Annotated in this window: 16 protein-coding genes; 5 read left to right on the plus strand and 11 right to left on the minus strand. The window is 44.7% G+C overall.

Annotated features, from left to right (window positions below; translation table 11 throughout):
* From VRU48_RS03210 to VRU48_RS03220, 3 genes are read right to left on the minus strand one after another with little or no spacing between them, the layout of a single operon-like run.
* Positions 1-2472, minus strand: coding sequence for a ligase-associated DNA damage response DEXH box helicase (locus tag VRU48_RS03210; protein ID WP_431311608.1), 2472 nt, complete (start codon positions 2470-2472; stop codon positions 1-3).
* 20 nt (positions 2473-2492) lie between these two features.
* On the minus strand, positions 2493-4097 hold the full coding sequence (locus VRU48_RS03215) for an ATP-dependent DNA ligase (protein WP_330106478.1): 1605 nt from the start codon (positions 4095-4097) through the stop codon (positions 2493-2495).
* Positions 4094-5113: a ligase-associated DNA damage response exonuclease gene (locus tag VRU48_RS03220; protein WP_330106479.1), complete on the minus strand. Its 1020-nt coding sequence runs from the start codon at positions 5111-5113 to the stop codon at positions 4094-4096. Before VRU48_RS03220 ends, VRU48_RS03215 begins: the two co-directional genes overlap by 4 nt.
* A gap of 148 nt (positions 5114-5261) precedes the next feature.
* On the opposite strand from VRU48_RS03220, the gene VRU48_RS03225 reads away from it, so the two are divergent.
* Entirely contained in the window at positions 5262-5876 is a 615-nt protein-coding gene (locus VRU48_RS03225) for a SatD family protein (RefSeq protein WP_330106480.1), read from the plus strand.
* Entirely contained in the window at positions 5876-6580 is a 705-nt protein-coding gene (locus VRU48_RS03230; protein ID WP_330106481.1) for a DUF3307 domain-containing protein, read from the plus strand. Before VRU48_RS03225 ends, VRU48_RS03230 begins: the two co-directional genes overlap by 1 nt.
* A gap of 52 nt (positions 6581-6632) precedes the next feature.
* Here VRU48_RS03230 and VRU48_RS03235 read toward each other — a convergent pair whose 3' ends face one another.
* The 8 genes from VRU48_RS03235 to VRU48_RS03270 all read right to left on the minus strand — a co-directional run bounded on the left by VRU48_RS03235 (position 6633) and on the right by VRU48_RS03270 (position 17551).
* A complete protein-coding gene (locus VRU48_RS03235; protein WP_330106482.1) occupies positions 6633-8801 on the minus strand; it encodes a S9 family peptidase in 2169 nt (722 codons plus the stop codon).
* A gap of 24 nt (positions 8802-8825) precedes the next feature.
* Positions 8826-10691 carry an LTA synthase family protein gene (locus VRU48_RS03240; RefSeq protein ID WP_330106483.1) on the minus strand — a complete coding sequence of 622 codons (1866 nt, stop codon included), beginning with the start codon at positions 10689-10691 and terminating at the stop codon, positions 8826-8828.
* A gap of 65 nt (positions 10692-10756) precedes the next feature.
* On the minus strand, positions 10757-11437 hold the full coding sequence (locus tag VRU48_RS03245) for a hypothetical protein (RefSeq protein WP_330106484.1): 681 nt from the start codon (positions 11435-11437) through the stop codon (positions 10757-10759).
* 22 nt (positions 11438-11459) lie between these two features.
* Complete coding sequence (locus tag VRU48_RS03250) at positions 11460-12239, minus strand: enoyl-CoA hydratase/isomerase family protein (RefSeq protein ID WP_330106485.1); 780 nt, start codon at positions 12237-12239, stop codon at positions 11460-11462.
* A gap of 13 nt (positions 12240-12252) precedes the next feature.
* Complete coding sequence (locus VRU48_RS03255) at positions 12253-14337, minus strand: ComEC/Rec2 family competence protein (RefSeq protein WP_330106486.1); 2085 nt, start codon at positions 14335-14337, stop codon at positions 12253-12255.
* A 5-nt stretch (positions 14338-14342) separates the two neighbouring features.
* Positions 14343-16358 carry a helix-hairpin-helix domain-containing protein gene (locus tag VRU48_RS03260; protein WP_330106487.1) on the minus strand — a complete coding sequence of 672 codons (2016 nt, stop codon included), beginning with the start codon at positions 16356-16358 and terminating at the stop codon, positions 14343-14345.
* A complete protein-coding gene (locus VRU48_RS03265; protein WP_330106488.1) occupies positions 16348-17154 on the minus strand; it encodes a hypothetical protein in 807 nt (268 codons plus the stop codon). The genes VRU48_RS03260 and VRU48_RS03265 overlap by 11 nt, the downstream gene beginning before the upstream one ends.
* A 94-nt stretch (positions 17155-17248) precedes the next feature.
* Entirely contained in the window at positions 17249-17551 is a 303-nt protein-coding gene (locus VRU48_RS03270) for a hypothetical protein (protein ID WP_330106489.1), read from the minus strand.
* A 320-nt stretch (positions 17552-17871) separates the two neighbouring features.
* On the opposite strand from VRU48_RS03270, the gene VRU48_RS03275 reads away from it, so the two are divergent.
* From VRU48_RS03275 to VRU48_RS03285, 3 genes are all read left to right on the plus strand, one after another.
* Positions 17872-19032 carry an aldose epimerase family protein gene (locus VRU48_RS03275; RefSeq protein ID WP_330106490.1) on the plus strand — a complete coding sequence of 387 codons (1161 nt, stop codon included), beginning with the start codon at positions 17872-17874 and terminating at the stop codon, positions 19030-19032.
* A gap of 59 nt (positions 19033-19091) precedes the next feature.
* Complete coding sequence (locus tag VRU48_RS03280) at positions 19092-19877, plus strand: DUF3050 domain-containing protein (protein WP_330106491.1); 786 nt, start codon at positions 19092-19094, stop codon at positions 19875-19877.
* 104 nt (positions 19878-19981) lie between these two features.
* Positions 19982-20653 (plus strand): DUF4397 domain-containing protein, encoded by a 672-nt coding sequence (locus tag VRU48_RS03285; protein ID WP_330106492.1) that lies wholly within the window; start codon positions 19982-19984, stop codon positions 20651-20653.
* Positions 20654-20739: the final 86 nt, after the last annotated feature.

Consider the following 20739-nt stretch of genomic DNA (forward strand, 5'->3'; position numbering starts at 1 on the left):
TTATTTAAAAACTTCGCCTTTCATCCGTTCAATGCGCTGTTCTAATTCTTCCGAACTCATGTTTGCCCTGAGGCTGTCGACCTTGATGGGAAAAGACAGGGGCGTAAACCTTTGTGGATAAGTAATTACAATCAGGCTCTGCTGTATGCGATGCAGGGCAGCGGCCAAACGGGGTTCTTCCAGTTGCTGATAAAATACCTCGTCGTAAGCCTGGCGCAAAAGTAGGTTATGCTTGTCAAAATCGCTAAATACGTTGAAAAATAGACCAGCAGATGATTGCAGATGCTTGTTGGCTACGTATTTGCCCGGATAGCCCTGAAAAACCAGGCCGGCAATGCAGGCAATATCCCTGAACTTGCGACGAGCCATTTCTGTGGCATTGATGCTCAAGGCGATATCTTCGGTGAGGTTGTTGGGCGAGAAAACTTCGTAGGCAATCGCGTCGTCCATCGGGATTTCAATATCGCTCAGCAGTTCGAAACCGTAATCGTTCATGGCTATAGAAAAGGTAATGGGTACCAATTTGCTCAATCGGTAGGCCACCAGCGCAGCCAATATTTCGTGTACCAGCCGGCCTTCGAAAGGATAGGCAAAAAGGTGGAAGCCTTCTTTGTTGCTGATCATTTCTATGAGCAGTTCGTTGTTTTGAGGCACATGCGAGCGTTCTTGCTGTACCAAGAACAAGGGGCGTACCACCTCCAATTCTTCTTCCTGCTGGTTGGATTCGAGTACCTCATTGTATTTTTTGCGCAAAACCATGCCCAAATTCGAGGAAAGGGGCAGGCGACCACCCATCCAGCTAGGAGAGATGGCTTTGTTTCTTTTGCTCTTGCGCACCATGACGGTCATGTCTTTCAGCTGGATAAACTCTAAAATCCGTCCCGCTAAGGTAAAGCTGTCCCCGGGTTTGAGCTTCGATATAAAGTACTCTTCAACCATGCCCACATAGCCTCCGGTCAGAAACTTGACTTTGAGCATGGCTTCGCTTACAATGGTTCCAATATGCAAGCGGTGCCTCATGGCAATCTGTCGGCTTTTTACTTTCCAAAGCCCGTCTTTTTCGTCTTCGACCACTTTTTTAAACTCTTGGTAGGCACTTAAACTATCGCCACCAGAAGTGATGAACTGCATCATCCAGGCCCATTCTTCGGGCAATAGCAGCTTAAAGGCATGGGTTTGCTTGATTTCTTGGTAAACGGTTTTGTCGTCGAAACCATCGCCTATGGCCAGGGTAACCAGGTACTGGATCAGCGTATCGAACACCATAATTACGGGTTCCCTGCTTTCGATGTTGTGGTATTTGGCGGCTTCTTTAATGGCGGCGGCTTCTACCAGCTCGAGGGCGTGGGTGGGCAGAAAATAGATTTTGGAAGTTTGGCCGGGCGAGTGGCCCGAGCGACCGGCTCTTTGCAGGAAACGGGCAACACCTTTGGGCGATCCTACCTGTACAACGGTATCTACAGGTTTAAAATCTACCCCCAAATCGAGCGAAGAAGTAGCGATAACGGCTTTGAGCAGGCCAGTGTGCAGCGATTCTTCGATCCAATTGCGCAGTTCGAAATCTATCGATCCATGGTGGATGGCGATGCGCCCAGCCAAATCAGGCTCGATGTTGAGCAAGTGCTGGTACCACATTTCGGCCTGTCCGCGGGTATTGGTAAAAATGAGCGTGGTTTTGCTCTTTGCGATAATGGGTAGGAGCTTGTAGGCCAGTTTGAGACCTAAATGTCCGGCCCAAGGCAGGGTTTCGATATCGTCGGGCAAAATAGATTTGATGGCGATTTTCTTTTCCAGCTTGGCCCTGACAATTATTTTCTTAGCCTTAGCTTCGGGTGCGATAACTTCGAGTGCTTCTTCGATATTGCCAATGGTAGCCGATATGCCCCAAACCCTCAGTTTCTGCTCGTTGTTTGCCTTTTGCAAGCCTTTGATGCGCGATATGGCCAGCTCTACCAATACGCCTCTTTTGCTACCCAATAGTTCGTGCCATTCGTCGGCTACGATGCATTTGAGGTTTTTGAATGAGGAAGTGGAGCCTTTTTGGGCCAGCATGAGGTGCAGGCTTTCGGGGGTGATGAGTAAAACTTCGGGCAGGCTTTTCTTTTGTTGGAGTTTTTCGGCCTGTGTGGTATCGCCATTTCTGACTCCAACGGTCCAATCCAACTCCAATTCGAGCAGTACTTCGCGCATGGCCCGGGCAATATCCTTGGCCAGCGAACGCAGGGGCGTAATCCAGATGAGTTGCAGGCCTCTGCTGTCCTTAGCAACTGTTGGGTTGGCTTGGGCATTAAGCCCTTCTATCACTACCGCCAAAAACAACGAAAAGGTTTTGCCAAAGCCTGTAGGTGCGTTTACCAAACCGCTGTAGCCCTGCAAATAATAGTCCCAGGCCTCTTTCTGGAAATCGAAAGGCTTCTTTTTGCTCGCTTTGAGCCAGGCAACTATTTGCTGGTAACCTATGGTTTTTTGCATCGCAATACGAATATAATACTTTAGGGCTTTAGCGTTTCGGCAGCCGTCAATAATTGCCTCAAATCTTCCAAGGTATTGATTTCGTCTACTTTTTTGTCTTTTCGCCACCTGGCAATACGAGGGAAACGGAGTGCCAATCCGGCTTTGTGGCGTTTGCTTTCGGCGATGCCCTCAAAAGCAATTTCGAATACAAGTTCGGGCTTTACGGTGCGTACGGGACCAAATTTCTCGATGGCATTTTTATTCACAAAGCTGTTTACTTCTTTAATTTCCTTATCGGTAAGGCCAGAATAAGCCTTGGCTACAGTAATGAGCTGGTCGCCGTCGCGAACGGCAAAAGTATAATCGGTGTAGAAATTGGCGCGCCTGCCACTTCCTTTTTGGGCGTAAATCATCACGGTGTCTACGGTATAAGGATTGATTTTCCATTTCCACCAATCGCCACGCTTACGGCCGGTGTGAAAAACAGAATCCAGTTTTTTGAGCATGATGCCCTCACTGTTGATGGCTCTCGAATTTAATCGTTGCTCGGCCAGTTCCTCCCAGGTGGCAAATGCTACAATCGGAGACAAGACGACGATCTGTTCGGTTTTGAGCTTTTCGACAATGCCGGCAAGCAGGGTACGTCTTTGTGCCAAGGGATATTGCCTGATGTCTTCGCCTTGGTATTCTAAAATATCGTAGGTGAAAAATCCGATAGGGGCGTGTTGTAGTTGCGTTTTGCTGATGGTTTTCCGGTTTAACCGTTGCTGAAGCGTACTAAACGATTGTACCTTGCCTTCTTTTACCGAGAGGATTTCGCCATCCAGCACAATGCCATCTTCCAATTCGTCTTTAAGAAAATGCAGTTCGGGAAACTGCTCGGTAACCAGTTCTTCGCCCCGCGACCATATAAACAGCTCACCATTGCGTTTTACGATTTGTCCACGGATGCCATCCCACTTCCATTCGGCCTGCCAGGCACTGGGTTCGCCCAGGTTTTCAGGTTCCGTGTCTAAGGCGTAGGCCAGGCAAAAAGGATAGGGCCAAGAGTTGTCGGTATTGACGTGGCTACCCGAAGTGAGTGCTTCGTAAGCGATTTCGTTGGGGTGCCATTTGCCCATGATGCTGTGCATGATTTTGCTGCTGTCCTGCCCCGTTTGCTTGGCGAGGGCATTAACGAGCATTTTATTGGAAACCCCGATGCGGAAATTTCCGGCAATGAGCTTGTTGAAGATAAAACGTTCTTGGGTGTTGAGGCTGTTCCAGGCCTGAATAACGTATGCTTTTTTGGTTTCGTCGTCTTTAGTGGCTAGTTCGGCCAGTTCGGCTATCCATTGGTGCAAAGGCTTGGCTATGTTTTGGGTAGCTGGAGGCAAAACGAGGGCAATGGTTTCGCTCAGGTCGCCTACGTTGTGGTAGCTTTCGGTAAAAAGCCATTCGGGCAATTGGCTCAATTCAATGGCCCATTGTTTAATGAGCGTGGTGTTTACGGGTCGTTTTGGTCTTTTTCCGGTAAACATAGCAATTACATAGGGTTTGTCCCTGTCATCAGCTTCGTTAAAATAGGCCACCAAGGCTTCTATTTTATCGTTGGTTTTGTTGCTGAGCTCGAGTTGCTGTATCAGTTGCGCAAAACGTTTCAATTCTTGTTTTCTATCAGGTTAATCAGGCTTTCGTCGTCGTCGTTGCCGTATCTGGTGGTTACTTCTTCGGCACGGATGCCAATTTCGTTCAGGTATTTGGCAAATACCGCCGATGAGCCATGGGTAACAAATACTTTTTCGGCACCTGTAGCTTTAATTGCGGTTAACAGACCTGGCCAGTCGGCATGGTCGCTCAGGGCAAAACCGGCATCGGCACTGCGCCACCTTCTGCCTGCGCGTACCATCATCCAGCCCGAGCAGATGCCTGTGGCGGGTTGTTGCAGGCTTTTGATCCATTTGCCATCGGCCAAGGCTGGCGGAACGATTACCACTCCCTTTTGCATGGCTTCTTTTTTGGTTTCGGGGGTTATTTTGATGGTATTGGTCAGGGCTACGCCGGCAGCTTTAAAGCCCTCGTTTAAATTGGCAATGGATTGATGCACATAGATAGGGTAGTTGCCGGCCAGGTTTTTAAGGAGCCGTTGCGCCTTGCCCAAGCTGTAGGCTATCAGAATGCTGGTTTTGCCTTTGAGGTGGTTAATTGCTATCCAATCTCTCATCTGTTCAAAAATCAGTTCTTGGGGCTGCCAGTGGTAAATAGGGAGTCCAAAAGTGCTTTCGGTTACAAAAGTATGGCATTTTACAGGTTCGAAAGCGGTGCTGATACCATCGTATTCTACTTTATAATCGCCAGAAACCACGCATATTTCGCCTTTGTAGGCCAATTTGATCTGTGCCGAACCAATAACGTGTCCAGCCGGGTGCAGGCTCAGTTTCACGCCATTAATGTCTATTTCTTCGTGATAAGGCAAGGTCTGTATGTTATCGCTTAGGCCATAACGTTGTTGCAGGATGGGCTTAGTCAGTTCGTGGCAGAGGTAGTTTTTATTGCCCCACTTCACGTGGTCGGCATGGCCGTGGGTAGTTACGGCATAATCGACCGGATGCCAAGGATCGATGTAAAAATTGCCCTGGGGGCAATAAATACCTTTGTTGGTGAATTTGATTAATGCCATAGCTCTATTAACGCATAATGGCCATACAAAGTTTGGTATTGGGTATTTGGCCGATTGCATTTATTATCGGGTGTTTAGCCGATAAATTAAAATATCGGGTATTTAGCCGATAATTGGAAATATCGGGTATTTAGCCGATATTAGTAAAATGATAGCAGTAATCACAGGAGATATAGTCAATTCGAGGGCATTGCCCGACGAATGGATCGGTACCTTGAAATCGGCTTTAGAGCATTTGCTGGGCAAAAAAAGAGCGAAGTGGGAAATTTTTAGAGGCGATAGCTTTCAGGTAGAACTAAGCCCCGAAGATGCCTTGCTCAATGCCATTTACATCAAGGCTTGCATCAAAACCTTGAAAAAGGCAGATGTACGTATCGGAATTGGTTTGGGCAAAAAAAGCATCGATTCGGCTAGGGTAACAGAGGCCAATGGCGAGGCTTTTATCAGTTCGGGTGTGGCTTTTGATAGCCTGAGGCTCAACAAAACCAATATGGCCGTTAAAACACCTTGGCCTGATTTGGACGATGAGCTTAATTTTTCCATCCGCTTGGCGCTGATTGCGATGGACAACTGGGGACAGATTGGTGCCGAAATGGTAAAATATGCCATCGAAAACCAGGAAACCAAGCAAGACCAGATTGCCAAAATATCGGGCAGGAGCCAATCGTCGGTTAGCGAAGCCTTAAAAAGAGCCCATTATACAGAAATTATGGAGCTCGAAAACAGATATAGAAACCGGATTGTTCAACTCATTAAAAGATAATGGAAATAGCCTTGCTTAAACTTTTGCTGGCCCATGTACTGGGCGATTTTGTGCTGCAGCCTGATGCCTGGGTGGCAGAAAAGGAACGGATCAAACTCAAATCGCCGAAGCTTTACCTGCATGTAGCCATTCACATGGCCCTGATTTTTGTGGTTTTTATGTCTTTTACCGTTTGGCCATTGGCTTTGCTTATCGGTTTGCTGCATGGCATTATAGATGCGGTTAAGCTGCTCTTTCAGAAAGCCAGTACCAAAAGAATCTGGTTCTTTGCCGATCAGGCCTTGCATATCGTCGTCATTTTAGGCTGTTGGAATTATTTCTATCAACCCAACATGAACCTTGGTTTCTTGCAAAGCAATCAGTTTTGGCTGTTGTTGCTTGGTGCCTTGTTTTTAACTACGCCAGCTGCGGTATTGATTAGGGTAATCATTGCCAAATGGATACCCACAGGCGGCGGAACAGCTTCCCTGCAAAATGCGGGCAAGTTTATCGGCATTTTAGAAAGATTGCTCATTTATCTTTTCGTATGCACCAATCATTTTGAAGCGGTGGGCTTTTTGCTGGCCGCCAAGTCTATTTTCAGGTTTGGCGATTTAAAGGATGCCCACGATATCAAGCTTACCGAATACGTGCTGATTGGCACGTTGCTGAGTTTCGGTACGGCACTGCTGGTAGCTATGGCCGTGCTTCACATCGAAATTTAATTTTACAAAAAAGGCCTCTACGTTAGCAGAGGCCTTTTTTGATGAAAGCTGTCTATCTTCCTCCCGGAGGACAGTTTTCTTTCAAGAATTTGGTATAGGTTAAAGAAAGATGCTCGCTGGTACCCGGACCTTCAGAAATACTGTGGGTACGGTTAGGATAGCTCATCATTTGAAATACTTTCTTGTTTTTGATCAGTTCGTTGATCAGCATTTCTGCATTTTGGTAATGTACGTTATCATCGCCGGTCCCATGGATATACAATAAATTGCCTTGCAGATTTTTGGCGTAGGTAATTGGCGATCCTTTTACATAAGCCTCGGTGCTTGGAAATGGTGTACCCATGTAACGCTCTTGGTAAATGTTATCGTAGGTAAGCTGGTTGCCCACGGCCGCAATGGCGATCCCTGTTTTGTAGATCTCAGGATATTGGAACATAAGGTTAAGGGTAGAAGAACCACCGCCACTCCAGCCCCAAACCGCCACACGGTCTTTATCCATAAAAGCATTGGTAGCCAATAGCTTTTTGGCGGCCATAGCCTGGTCGCGGATATTGATAACGCCGATGTTTTTGTAAATGCTTTTGCGCCAGTTAGCTCCTTTTGGCACCGGTGCGCCACGGTTGTCCATCGAAATGTAGATGTAGCCGTCTTTGGCCATATCGCCGGCATACAAGAAGTTTCTGCCCGCGCCAAAGGTGTCGCCTGCGGTTGGCGAAGCAGGTTCGCCATACACGTAAAATACAACTGGGTATTTTTTGGTGGCATCGAAATTATCGGGTTTTTTCATCCATCCGTCCATTTCTACGCCATCTTCGGTTGTTACTTTGAAAAATTCTACCTTGTTTTTTGAAGGTTGCTGCTTGGCCAACTGGTTGGTAACGCTGCCTTCCATGGTTAGCGGATTGTTGGTTTTAAAGTTCATCCACTCGGTAACAGGGCTCACGGTAGCACTGTTGTAGCTGTGGCGGGCAAATAGGCCGTTAGGCGAAATAGAATAGCTGTGCGTGCCCGGTAAAACCGATGGCGTAACCATTTCCAATTTGCCTTTGCCGTCTAATTTGGTTTTGTAAAGGTATTTTTGGGTAGCATTGGTAGGCGAGGCCATGAAATAAACGGTGTTCTCTTTTTCATCTATCAGGCTCACGCTCATTACATCATAATTGCCTTTGGTAATCAAAGCTTCTTTTTTGCCATCCTTGCTGATGCGATAAAGGTGTGTCCAGCCGTCTTTTTCGCTTTGCCAAACAAACTCCTTGTTGCCGTTTAGCCAAACCCAGCCATCGGTAGCATCGATCCAGGCTTTGTCGTTTTCTTTATAAATCTGGCTTACTTTGCCCGTTCCGGCATCGGCTACGAACAAAATGCTTTCGTTTTGCTGACGGTTTAATTGTTGCAAAATGACTTCGTTGCTGTTCGGAATCCACTCCATGCGCGGAATGTAATGCTGTACGTTGTCGCCGGGGATAGCCAGCCAATTGGTTTTCGCCGTGGCAATGTCTACAATGCCGATTTTGCAGGCCGAAGGATCTTGACCAACTTTTGGATATTCAACCGGAATGGTGAAAGAATAGATCGAATCGGTGTTGTTGATCATCAAAAAGTTTTTGATTTTGGTGGCATCTATTTGCCAGTAGGCGATCGATTTGCCGTCAGGGCTCCACCTAAAGCCATCCAAACAGGCAAATTCTTCTTCGTAAACCCAATCGAAGGTGCCGTTGATCATTCTCGAGGTGCCATCGGTGGTTAAGGCTTTTGAAGTGCCGGTTGCCAAATCTTCTACATACAGGTTGTGTCCGCTTACATAGGCTACTTTCGAGCCATCGGGCGAGAACTTGGCAAACATGAGCGAAGAAGCAGGCTTGTCTTTGCCAATTTGGGTCAATTTATTGTTGGCTATATCGGCCACCCAATAATCGCCACGGCTATCCTGGCGCCAAACTTTTTTGGTGTTGGTGTAAATCAGCGCCTTGGTGCCGTCGTCGCTCAGCTGGAAGCTTCGTACCGGAATGGTCTTGCCATTGGCTGTTAGCAATTCTCTGCTGATTACTGTTTTCCTGTCGCTTTTGGGCAAAGTAATCATTACAATTTCTCCGCCAGCGTTCTGGTAATAGCCACTGCCGTCTTTGGTCCAGTTAATACCGCCACGGCCTTGTGCCTTTGCCTGGTAGTTGCCCAACAAAGCAACAACCGCAACGGCCATTAAATACTTGGTTATTTTCATATATAATTTATAGTTGTGTGCGTTTTAGAGTTTGATAAATTGCTGATAAACAGTTTGTAAATAGGATTGGCCTAATTTAAGGTTTTTATCGGTTTGTACTGTGTTTTTCGGGTCGCTGTTATACAAAATGCTTTTGCCGATGTTGTCGAAGGTAACGCATTGCCCCTCGTTAACAAAGCCCAACCCATTGTCCCAGCTGAAGAAGGCAAAATGTGGCGAATAGGGGTTGAGCAGGTTTTTGCTCCAGGTAAAATCCTTGGCATTGATGCCTAATTGGGCCAATAAGGTAGCGGCAATATCCTGCTGACTTCCAGTTTGGTTAAAGGCTTTCCCTTTAAACTCGTCTTTAATCACATCGCCATAAAAAAGCAAGGGAATGTGGTAGCGTTGCGGCTCAAAAACCTCGAACTTGTTTTTCGGATACAAGTGTCCATGATCGGCCACAAAAATGAAGAGGGTGTTGGCATACCAAGGCTGTTTTTTGGCATTAGACAGATAAGCGTTGATGCACGAATCGGTATAATAGGCCGTGCTTTTAAATTTTTGGATGATGTCTTTATCCCCGAATTTTTGCTTAACCGGCAACTCGAAGGGCTCGTGGTTGGTTAACGATAAAATAGTAGAAAAAAATGGCTGCTTTTCCTGGTTCATGGCCTGTAGCTGTTTGTTGAAAACCAAGGCATCGTAAGCACCCCATTTAGAGTTCATGTCTTTTTTGTCGAAACTGTTCTTGTCGGTCAGCTTTTGGTAATTGTGGCTCAAGATAAAGGCCTTGTAGTTGTCGAATTCTGATTCGCCACCATAAAAAAACGAAGTCTGATAACCATTTTGAAACAGCTTTTGACTGATGGCCGGTATTTTTTGCATTTTTTCGGGCCATTTCACAATGCTTCCGGTTCCGAGCGTAGGAAAACCCGTTAACGTGCCAATCAAGCCTTTGTCGGTGCGGTTGCCTGCCGCGTAAATCTGGCTAAACAATACGCCGTCCTTGATCATGTTGTCGAAATTTGGCGTAATTCCATCTTCATTGCCCAAGGTCTTGGTAAGGTCGGCAGTAAAGCTTTCGAGTATAAAAAGAACAACGTTTGGTTTGTTGTTTTTGAGAATAGAAACGGTAGTATCTTTGGGTACCTTATACAATTCGGCTACGGTTTGCTGGGCTTGGGCATCATCAAAATAGCGGTAAGGATTTTTGTTGGTTTTGGTAGAGGCCAAAATGCTCGATACCAAATTCCACTCGGTATTGAGGGAGGCGTGGTTCAATATCTCATTTTTAGAGAAATAGGCCATGCTTTGGCTGTTCGGGGCAACATCTACACCACCCCTGATGAGGAGGAAATTGAAACCCAAAAGCAAAATCGCTATCCCAACTTTAAGCCAGATTGGAGTCGGGACGAAAGTAATTTTCTGCCGGATGAGCACCCGATGCAGGTAAAGGCCAACCAGCAATAAGGCTGTGAATACAATAGCACTCAACAGCAATGGGGAAGAGGCGCTTGAAGCCAGGGCTTCGTTCGGCGTATCGAAAACAAAGGCAAGTACCTTGGCATTGACTTTACTGCCCCATTCGCGGTAAACATTGAAGTTGATGGTGGCCAACAGACTGAACAGCGCAATGAGCACAATATCGTATATCCTCAGCCATTTCAATTCCACTTGACGCTTCTTGCCCAGATACCAAAAAATAAAGACCAGCAAGGGTATAATGGTGATATAGGCCGCCATAGAAAGATCAAGGCGCAAGGCGTGGTAAAAGGTGGCTAGCTTCTCATCGAGCGGGATATCGCGCAGTTTTTTGTGGAAGATGAACAGAAAGATAAATCTGTCGAAGGCAAAAAACAGGAGCCAAAAAATAAAAAAACGGACAAAAAAAATCAGGCTTTTAAACATTGGCCACTAATTTAGTAAAAAAGCCAATATAAAAGCCTGATTTGAACAAATGCGTTGCTTAGCGACTATTCGCCACCGCCATTTTGCATAGCCATAATTTCTTCCATGGTTTTAATTTCGTAACCACTAGGTACCTCTAAAGAAAGCGGGCCAACTTTTTCTTCGGCTGCATTTTTTAGGGTTAAAGTGGTTTTAACACCGTTTTGGAAACGGGTAAATTTCAACAAAGCGCCTTTTACATCTTTAAAGTCTTCGCCAGAGAAGCCTGCAGGCAATTCAAGGTCGGTAGTAGCCCAAAGCTCATAGCTTCCGCCTTTGTCATCTTTGTAGGTATATTTTTCGGCGTTATAGGCACCAATCATTTTTTTCTCGCCGGTAGCTTTGAAGTCGCTTAGTTTTGGCGAGCTTGCTTTTGCTTTTTCGTATTCTTCTTTTCCTTGTTTTACGGCAAGTTGCATTTGAGCTACAGGAACATCAATCAAAATCAGTCCGTTGTTGGTTGAACCGTCGCGCAATACAGTAATGGTAGCCGGACCTTGTTCCAGTTCCATCTTAGAGATGGTGCCATTAAATTTCACTTTGGTTTCTTTAGGCAACTGAGCTGCCATCGGTTCTTGTTCTGGGGTAAGACCATACTCTAAAGTATAGGTGACCGAGCCTTCGTTTATTTTTTTCTGAGCGTGGGCACCAACTGCCGTAGCGATTAAGAATGCGGCCAAAACGCCCGTTTTCATGAATTTGAACATAGTATTAGTTTTAGAATTTATTTTACCATTTAATTTTTTCTTTGTTCAGGAAAGAAGCTACCCCTTTTTTAAAGTCGTCGCTTTCTCTCACCTTGGCATTGAGCTGTACCGCTTTTTCCAAGCTTTGGTCTAGCCAAGGATTTGTTGTTCTGTTGATCAGCTCCTTGGTCACTGCCAAGGAATTTGCCGATGTGCTGTTACACAAATCTAATGCAAAATCATTTACCTTTTGAGCAATCTCTTCCTTTTTTGTTACAAAAGTTATCAAATTAAAAGCAAGGGCCTGCTCGGCCGAAAAGAGCTCGCCGGTCAGCAGTATACGTTTGGCAATTGTTTCGCTTGTTTTGCGTAGCAGAAAGCATGCCACAATGGCTGGGACAAAGCCCAGTTTCACTTCTGTGTAGCCAAAATTAGCCTCTGGAACCGAAAAAATAACATCGCATACCGTCGCCAATCCACAGCCTCCGGCTATGGCATGGCCTTCCACCTGTGCAATAACTACTTTGGGCAAATCGTAAATGGTGGTAAAGAGCTTTTTCAAGTGATTCGAATCGGCCAGATTTTCTTCGTAGCTGTTCTGTTGCAACTGTTGCAGGTAGGCCAAATCGGCACCGGCACTAAATACGGCTCCATTTGCTTTGAGTACCACTGCTTTTACATCCTCATCTTCGGCGGCGCGCAGCAAACAGGTGGTCAGTTCGCTTACCAGCTCCGGATTTAAGGCATTCCGCTTCTCGGTTCTGTTTAAGGTAATGGTGGCAATCCTGTTGGCTGTTTGGTATAAAACAAGTGCTTCGTTCATATTTTTTGGTCAGCTAAAAGTCGATCAAATATGAATTATTTTTCTTTAAAATGTGGACGGATATTCCAATTTTATTTGCCTCGGCCACATAGCGCCTGATTTGGTAGTCTTTAAGGCTGGCATCAATGATAAGTTCCGAAAAGACGAGCTCTTGCCTTAATTCCACCAATTTTCGATTGAATCCCCGATGGATCCATACCAAATCGAACTTGGGCAATTGACCGATTTTTTTCGAGTTTAACGAAGAATCAAGCAATAGCAGCTTGTAATGACCAAACTGGAGCTGATGTTCTTTTTTGGCTAAATATTTTGTTGCGGTATCTTGATTGAAGTTGAGGAAAGTAAACCGGTTGATTTGTAGTTGCTCAAGTGCCGGCCTGACGTAGAATTTAAAGGCCTTGTCGTTTGTAGCCAAATCACTAACCACTACAGCATTTTTGCCCTTAACAAAGGCCATAGCGTAGTTTTTTCGGAGGCTGAAACCTATCGTTTTTTGTTGTTGCGATGCTTGGATGTATCGGTAAACCAAGGTTGACTGTAAGACAATTACCAGTCCTAATCCTGCAAATAACCCTTGTTTTTGGTAACGGGTCAAGGCAATGATGAGGCTTCCCAGCGCGAAACTTAATAGGATCAATTGCCATTGGTCGATCCAAATTCCGTTAATGCCGGCGAAAGGCAGGCGGGCAATCCATTGGAGGCCATGATTGGTGAAATTGATAAGCCATTCGAATAGGGGTGCCAAAAAGTACAGTCTGAGTATCAAAATTATTATCCCCAGATACATCAACACGGTAATGGGCAAGAGGATAAACAGGTTACTGATGATAAAGTATAAAGGAAACTGATGAAAATAATAGATGCTGAGCGGAAAGGTGGCCAGTTGCGCAGCTAGACTAATGGCCGTGGCCGACCATAGTTTGTCAAGCCATTTGTTTTTAACATAAAACCACTTGTAGATTTTGGGCTGCAGATAAATCAGTCCGAAAACCGCTAGGAAGGAGAGCTCAAAACCTACATCCCAAAGCAACAAGGGGTCGTAAACCAGCAGGCCAAAAGCGGTAAAGGCAATGATGTTGTACGAATTGGTGCTTCTGTTGAGCGATTTGGCAATAATGTAAACACTAAGCATAACGGCCGACCTCAGTACCGAAGGCGAAAGACCTGTTAATAGCGCATAATACCAGATTAGTGTACAGATGAGCAACAGCTTGACGATTTTTAAAATTGGCTTGCGGTCTAAAAAGAACAAGACCCAGTTTAGAAAAATATAAATAATCCCCACATGCATACCCGAAACGGAGAGCGCATGTATGGTTCCTGTTTTGCTGTAGGCGTCTAGGGTTTCTGGGCTCAGATCGGCACGATAACCCAAAATTAGGGTAGAAGCTACAGCAAAGGCCTCGTCGTTGTGGATGAGTTTTCGGTAAATCGCTACCTGCTTTTGTCTTAAGGTAATGGCGTATTTTAGCACGGGATTTCCGCCTTGGCTACGGAGCTGAACCAACTGATTTTGATTAATGAAAACCTGATGATAGATATTCTGATGGGCCAGCCAAGCCTTAAAATCGAATTCTGCGGGATTATAAGGCGGTTCTACTTCCTGATGTTGCGAAAACAAGAGCACCTTGTCGCCATAATTGAGCTTGATAGGTTTTATTTTGTCTAGCTTAAGTGCAACCAGCAATTTGCCGTTCCGCGGTTGCCAGCTGTTTTGCTGATAGCCTTGGCCAACAGTTACCTGAAAGCGCATGATTAAGCCGTTTGTTTGGGGCTCATTGCTGATGTATCCCTTAAGGTAGGTGGCGCTATATTTGCCGAAATAATGCCTGCTTAACGATTGTTCATTGAGCAGCAAAGCCGAAGTGCCGAAACAGCAACAGAAAACATAAAATAACAAACCTGTAATGCCTTTGTAATGGTATATTTTCCATTTTTTATAAAACAGATTGGTAAGCCACAGCGCGATGAGCAAGCCAATGGTCGATGCAACTATCAAATAACTAGGAAACCAATCTGGCAAATGGTAGCCCAATACCAATCCGGCAAGGAAAGGGAAGAGCACCCTCACAAAAACGATTTCGCCTTTAAAAGTCAAAACAATCAGAATTGGTAGCGCAGCTGTAGTTTAACATCGCTTTTTTTGTTGCCTTCAATTTCATCGAGGCCAGAACCAACAGTGCTTGCCTTGGGGTAAAACGAAATGGCATACCTGCCCCAAATGTCTAAGCGCTTAAGAAATTTGTATTTCAGGTTCAGGTAATTTCTTAAACCTTTGCCATTGTACATGCCAAAGCTGAAACTGTACAGCACATCGTCTTCGTAAGCATATATTCTGCTGTTGAAAGAAGGAATATCGAAATAAGCAACCCTTATATTTCCTGATAATTTGGCGCGGATAGACTTATAGCTTACATCCTGATAGACGAGGTAACCAAATTCAGCTCGGCTTGTCCCTTTGTGATACTGCGATACCTCTAAACGATTTTGAAAGCTAATCGACTTGTTCAGCTCCCAGTTTACATCTGCCCTGTACGATTCCTTTTTTACATCATCAAGGTAATTGATGGGAACGGCAAGATCTGTGTTTTGCTGTTTCAACTCGCTCTTGTAGCGCAACTGAACTTTGAAAGTCTTGCTCGGCATATAGCTCAACTGCCCCAAAACCTCATAGCCGTCTGATGGTGCATCAATCCTAAATTTTAGCCACGGAAATTTAAAATAATCGGCGTAAACCGCAATGGCCCACGATTTGGCAGGATATAAGTTTAATCCAACATACAAGCCCCTTTCATTCGCCGCACGAGTTGCTTCGGCGGTTGCCTGGTTAAAAAAGTTGTGGTAATTGCTGGCGTAGTTGCGGTAAAACACCACTGCAGATGCCTTTGCCGACACGCTGATCAAAGCACCGTTTACATAGGCCAGTCCGCTATTGAGGCTTTTGGCAATTTCTCCAAAAAGATAAAGGTTGCGATAAGTATAGGTGTAATGCAAGCCTAGGTTGGTTAGTGCTTTTCCTGAAAAATCATAATAACGGTATGGAGCTGTTTCCGTAGTAAAAGCATGATTATAATTAGTACGATGAGCAATCAGGCCGATATCGAGGTTGTTTCTTCGGTATTGTAACGCTCCGCCAAAAAACAGTTGGGTTAAACTGTTCCTGTTTTTGATTTCGGTAGCCGTTCGATGATAACCCGTTTCATTGATCGTCGTGAGCACTTCTTCGCCCTTGCTATTGAGGCTTAAACTGGCATCGAGTTTTCTGTAAGACACAAAACCTGTAAAATCTAAGTGCTTGGTTAATGTAACAGTTGTTGCCAGTCCGCGCAAGAAAGCATATTCGTTGGTCGAGTTATAAGGCCTTAAGCCAAGGTCCTTTTTGGCAACACTGGTTACATCGGGCGCCTTGCCAAATGCAAATCCCGACCAAAGGGTTAATCCCTGACCAAATTGCAGGCTGTAATCGCCCAAAACGATCTTGCTAACCCTCCAGGTGTTAAAAATGGCCAAATGAGCCGATTTAAAGTCCGCACCCCACTTTTCTCCCGCATCTTTTTCGGCAATCAAACCGGCGTCTATCCGTTGGGCAAAATTGTATTTGTAACGCAGCAACAAACGTTCGGGCGTGCCCAAATACTTGCTTCCGCTAAGCTTGGAGAAACCCATTGGTATTTCCAGTGCACGTCCGGTTCGAATAAACAGGTCGTTTTCGCCAAATGTGCGCAGGTTCTTCAAAGTAGGTTTCCTGGTCAGACTATTGCTTTCTATCGCTACAAAAGGCAGCAATCGCTCTACGGTTTCCGCATCAAAATTTGGAATGCTTTGCAGTTCGAGCACATCGATGAAGGGCCCATTGGCCTTGAGGTAGGCGAAGAAATTACTGATTTGCAGAGGCGAAAGAAAAACCAGGCTTTTTAATTCTTCTGCACGGGTTTGGTTCAAGTTGATGGGGTGTTTGCTGAAATAGATCAAGCGGTCTTCCAATTCGAAAAGATCGTAATCCTCTGGTAGGTTTTCTGCCAGGCTCTCCATCAGGTCCTTGATAAAACCCGCCTCAGCCGTTTGTGCCCTAACGATATTACTGTATAAGAAAAGCACCAACAAAAGCCTAAAACACATAAGCCAAAGTAATTTGTGGCGAATAGCCTAGGTAAGGATCGCTAGCTACAGCCATGTCTAACATCAATTTTCTATAGTGGAGGCCAAAACCGGCATATTGCTTAAAGGGCTTGGCCGTTAAACCGCCACGCAGGCTGAGCAGGGATAGTAGTTCGTAATCTATGCCAATGGCTACATCAATTGGAAGCTGCAGTGTCTTGCTCAAATCGGTCGCAAGCAAAACCTTGTCGCTGATGAAGTAGGAGAGCCCCAGATGAAAAGAGGTTGGGATGGTAAGTTTAACGGCTGGGCTCTTGTATTTTTGGAGTGCCGGATTATCGGCGTAAAAACCAAGCAAAAACCACTTATTGAGGCGATAGAGAAAGCCTACACCTAAAGAAAATGCCGTGGTTGCTCCATAATTATTAATTTTAAGCTGGTGATAATTTCCTTTGAGACCGATACCTAATTGCCCCCCGAATTGTTTAACCACAGCCAAACTGGCCTTGATTTCACTGTATTCGGCAATACCATAACGGTCTAAGCCAATTCCAATGCTGTTTTTTTGAAAGGGGATGGCAATCGCCATAGCCTGTCGGCTGAGTTCGGTAGCAAAAAGGTACTTGGTGTAATCAATGGCAGCCGTTACTGCCGAAATTCCGGAGATGCCTGCCGGATTGCCCTGGATGCTCCAAACATCTTCAACGGTATTGCCGTTATTGCCCATGGCGGTCAGCCTTGCGCCTAAATGGGCCTGCGCAAGGCTACCAACAACGCTACCTTGTAGCATTGCTAGGCATAATAATATTCTGTTCATAGGTTAGGTAAGCCTAATTTACAGAATATAAATGATATTTAAATTAAATGTTTAAAATTTTATTCTTTTAAAATTTATGATACAAAATTAAATTTTATTTCTTTTTCTTCCAGGCATTGGTCCACATGCGCTTGTGCACCGGAATGGCAATGAGCTGATCAATTACTATTTGATTAAAATAGGCGGTATCGACTACGTTAATGCGATAATTGTTGTTTTGGTTTTTAATACTGAGCCAGTAGCATTGCTTGTTGAAATACTTGTCGACCACTTTTCCTTTAATCGTGTCTTTGACCGTCCAGCCTCTGCTTTCATAAGAACCCGACTGATAGATTTTTTGTGCCTTGGCCAAACTAAAAACGAAGAGCAATGCCAAGATGAAGCTTGTTGTTTTCATGTTAATGATGTCTATGCCGTTAACTAAGCTATGGCAAAACATCGCCTATGAACAATAGGGCTTGGGCAGGCCAAATCCCGATAGGATTTACCTAATCGATATTTAATTTAAAGTCATCATATTTAACTAGTTAGCATAATAAATTTTCTCCATACTTTAATTTGTTTATTTGTATGTAATGTTCTGATTGGCTAAAGGATGGCATGCAAAGGTTGTAACGGCTTTTATTGATAAATAAATCGATTTAGTTTTGTTATTTAAGCCTGTACTGTTTACATTTAATTTAAATTTTAATCTTCCCAACCAAATTTATTCCTGATATGAATATTAAAAATCTCCGTTTTTTTATTTTTCCGATTCTTGGGGCCTTGGCAGCCTGTCATTCGCCAAATCAAGAAACGGCTAGCGAGCAGGCAACAGTAAGTAAGGGTTTAGTGGCCGATTCTTTTAAAACTACTATTGATGGCAAAGCAGTTGCGCTTTACAGTTTGGTTAACGCCAAGCATATAGAAGCCAAGTTTACCAATTATGGGGGACGCTTGGTGAGCCTATTGGTACCTAACAAAGCCGGAAAAATGGTTGATGTGGTGGTGGGGCTGCCGAGTGCAAAAGCTTATGAAGAAGCTACCGAACCTTATTTTGGGGCTACCATTGGCCGTTATGGCAACCGTATTGCCCAAGGTAAATTTAAACTGGATGGCCAGGTTTATGCCTTGTTTGCCAATAATGGGCCCAATACCCTGCACGGAGGCAAAAAAGGTTTTCAATATGTAGTTTGGGATGCCAAGCAACCCAATGCCCATACGCTGGAGCTTAGCTATCTTTCAAAAGATATGGAGGAAGGCTTTCCAGGCAATTTAAGGGTCAAAGTAACCTATACTTTAACAGATGATAATGAGCTGAAAATGGATTATGAAGCGACTACCGATAAAAACACGGTCGTTAACCTTACCAATCATGCTTTTTTTAACCTCAATGGCGAGGGCAGTGGCGATATCCTCCAACACAGCCTCCAGCTTTATGCCAATTATTTCCTGCCGGTCGATTCGACCCTGATTCCAACTGGCAAATTACAGCAGGTAGCCGGTACACCTTTCGATTTTACACAGCCACAGTCGATTGGCAGCCGTATCAATGAGCAAAACGAACAGCTCGCTTTTGGCAAAGGCTATGACCATAACTATGTACTCAACAAAACCAAAGCTTCGGGCATGTACCACGCTGCCACGGTAAAGGGCGATAAATCTGGCATCGTTATGGATATTTATACCCAAGAGCCCGGTCTGCAGTTTTATAGCGGTAATTTTATGCAAAGTAAAAATACCTTTAAATCGGGTGCCAAAGACGATTCCAGGACGGCATTTTGTCTAGAAACGCAACATTTTCCAGATTCGCCCAACCAGCCCAACTTTCCGAGCACTTTGCTCAAGCCTCATCAGGTTTATCATACCAGTTCCGTTTATAAATTTTCGAATAATTGATTTTTGGCTGACATCCGGCCCGGCAAAGAAACTTAGCTTTGCGGCTTTAAGCCCAGTTAATGAACAAACACATCGAACGTATACAGCTTGCCATCGAACCCTTGAGGCAACAAATTGTGAACCATCCGGTTTATAGTGTCATTGAAAGCGTAGAAGACCTGCGCTTGTTTATGCAGCACCATATTTTTGCCGTATGGGATTTTATGTCGCTTTTAAAGGCCTTGCAAAATAACCTGACTTGTACATCGGTGCCGTGGTTTCCGACCGGCAACGCGGCAACAAGGCATCTGATTAACGAGATTGTGGTAGGCGAGGAGTCGGATGTGGATGAGCATGGCCAGCGCAAAAGCCATTTTGAGCTTTATTTGGAAGCCATGGAGCAATGTGGTGCAAGTACAGCCAGTATCAATCAGTTTATTGCTTCGCTTAAGGCCAACGGAAATTTCGAAAAAGCCTATGCAGCATCGAATACGCCGATGGCTGCGCGCCGATTTGTAGATTTTACCTTCGATGTAATCAATAGCCAAAAGGCCTATCTGCAGGCTGGTATCTTCACTTTCGGTCGCGAAGACCTTATTCCATCGATGTTCTTGGCTATTATTAAAGATATGGCGCTCGATTTTCCGGAGCAGATCAGCATCTTTAAATACTATTTGGAAAGGCATATTGAAGTAGACGGCGACCACCATAGCCATTTGGCCCTGGAAATGACGGCCTTGCTTTGCGGAGACGACGAACAGAAATGGGCCGAAGTTGGTGTTGCCATCAGCGAATCGTTGCAGCAACGCATCCAGCTCTGGAATGAAGTGCACAAAGAAATTTGTAAAACGAAAGCCATTGCGTAAATTGCAGGAGCAAAGCTATGCCTTCAAACCATATATTACGATGATTGTTGGTTTGGTATTTGAGGCTAAAATTGCTTAATAGTTAAAGGATTATGAAAACGTTTATGAATAAAACATCATCAGGTTTGCTTGTGGCGATCTGTATGGTGGCAGTCTTGCTTTCGTCTTGTAAAAAGAACGATACTCCAGTAATAGCTACTGGCGATGCGAAGATTAAGGTGGTGAATACCGTGAGCAATTCAAATGCGCAGGATTTTTATCAGGGTAATAATAAACTAACCTCAACTCCGGTTGCCTATGGCGAGTCGAGCGATTATTTAAAGGCAAGTGGAGGTGTGAGCAATGTTGTTTCATTTAGAGATAAAGACGGAGGCCCTACCAAGGCTTCGTATAGCACCTCGCTAACACCCAACGTGGCTTATACGGTTTTCTATTTTAGTGATCCGTCTGGTACGAGCCAAATTATAGGTCTTGACGATGACAATACGGCTCCGGCCACCGGCAAGGCCAAGATCAGATTTATGAATATCGTATATAACAATACCTTAAATATTGCTGTGACTGGTGGTAATGCCGTGATGAATCCTTTGCAATATGGCTATGTGTCAAATTATAATTTAGTTGATGCCGGCGTAAGCTTAACCATATCGGCAGTGGGCGGAACCACCACCGCGGTTATTCCGACTACTGCTTTTGAATCAGGTAAGGTTTATACCGTGTGGATTGATGGTTCAATCAGCACTTCGATAGTAGCACACATTGTGAAGCATAACTAAGCTTAATCCAATTTAGAAATAAGGGCATTGCAATTTCGGCAATGCTTTTTTTGTGCCATAGCCATTTAAAATTTGTTATTTTTGGT

The sequence above is a fragment of the Pedobacter albus genome (assembly GCF_036324255.1).
In the GTDB taxonomy this organism is placed as follows: Bacteria; Bacteroidota; Bacteroidia; order Sphingobacteriales; family Sphingobacteriaceae; genus Pedobacter; species Pedobacter albus.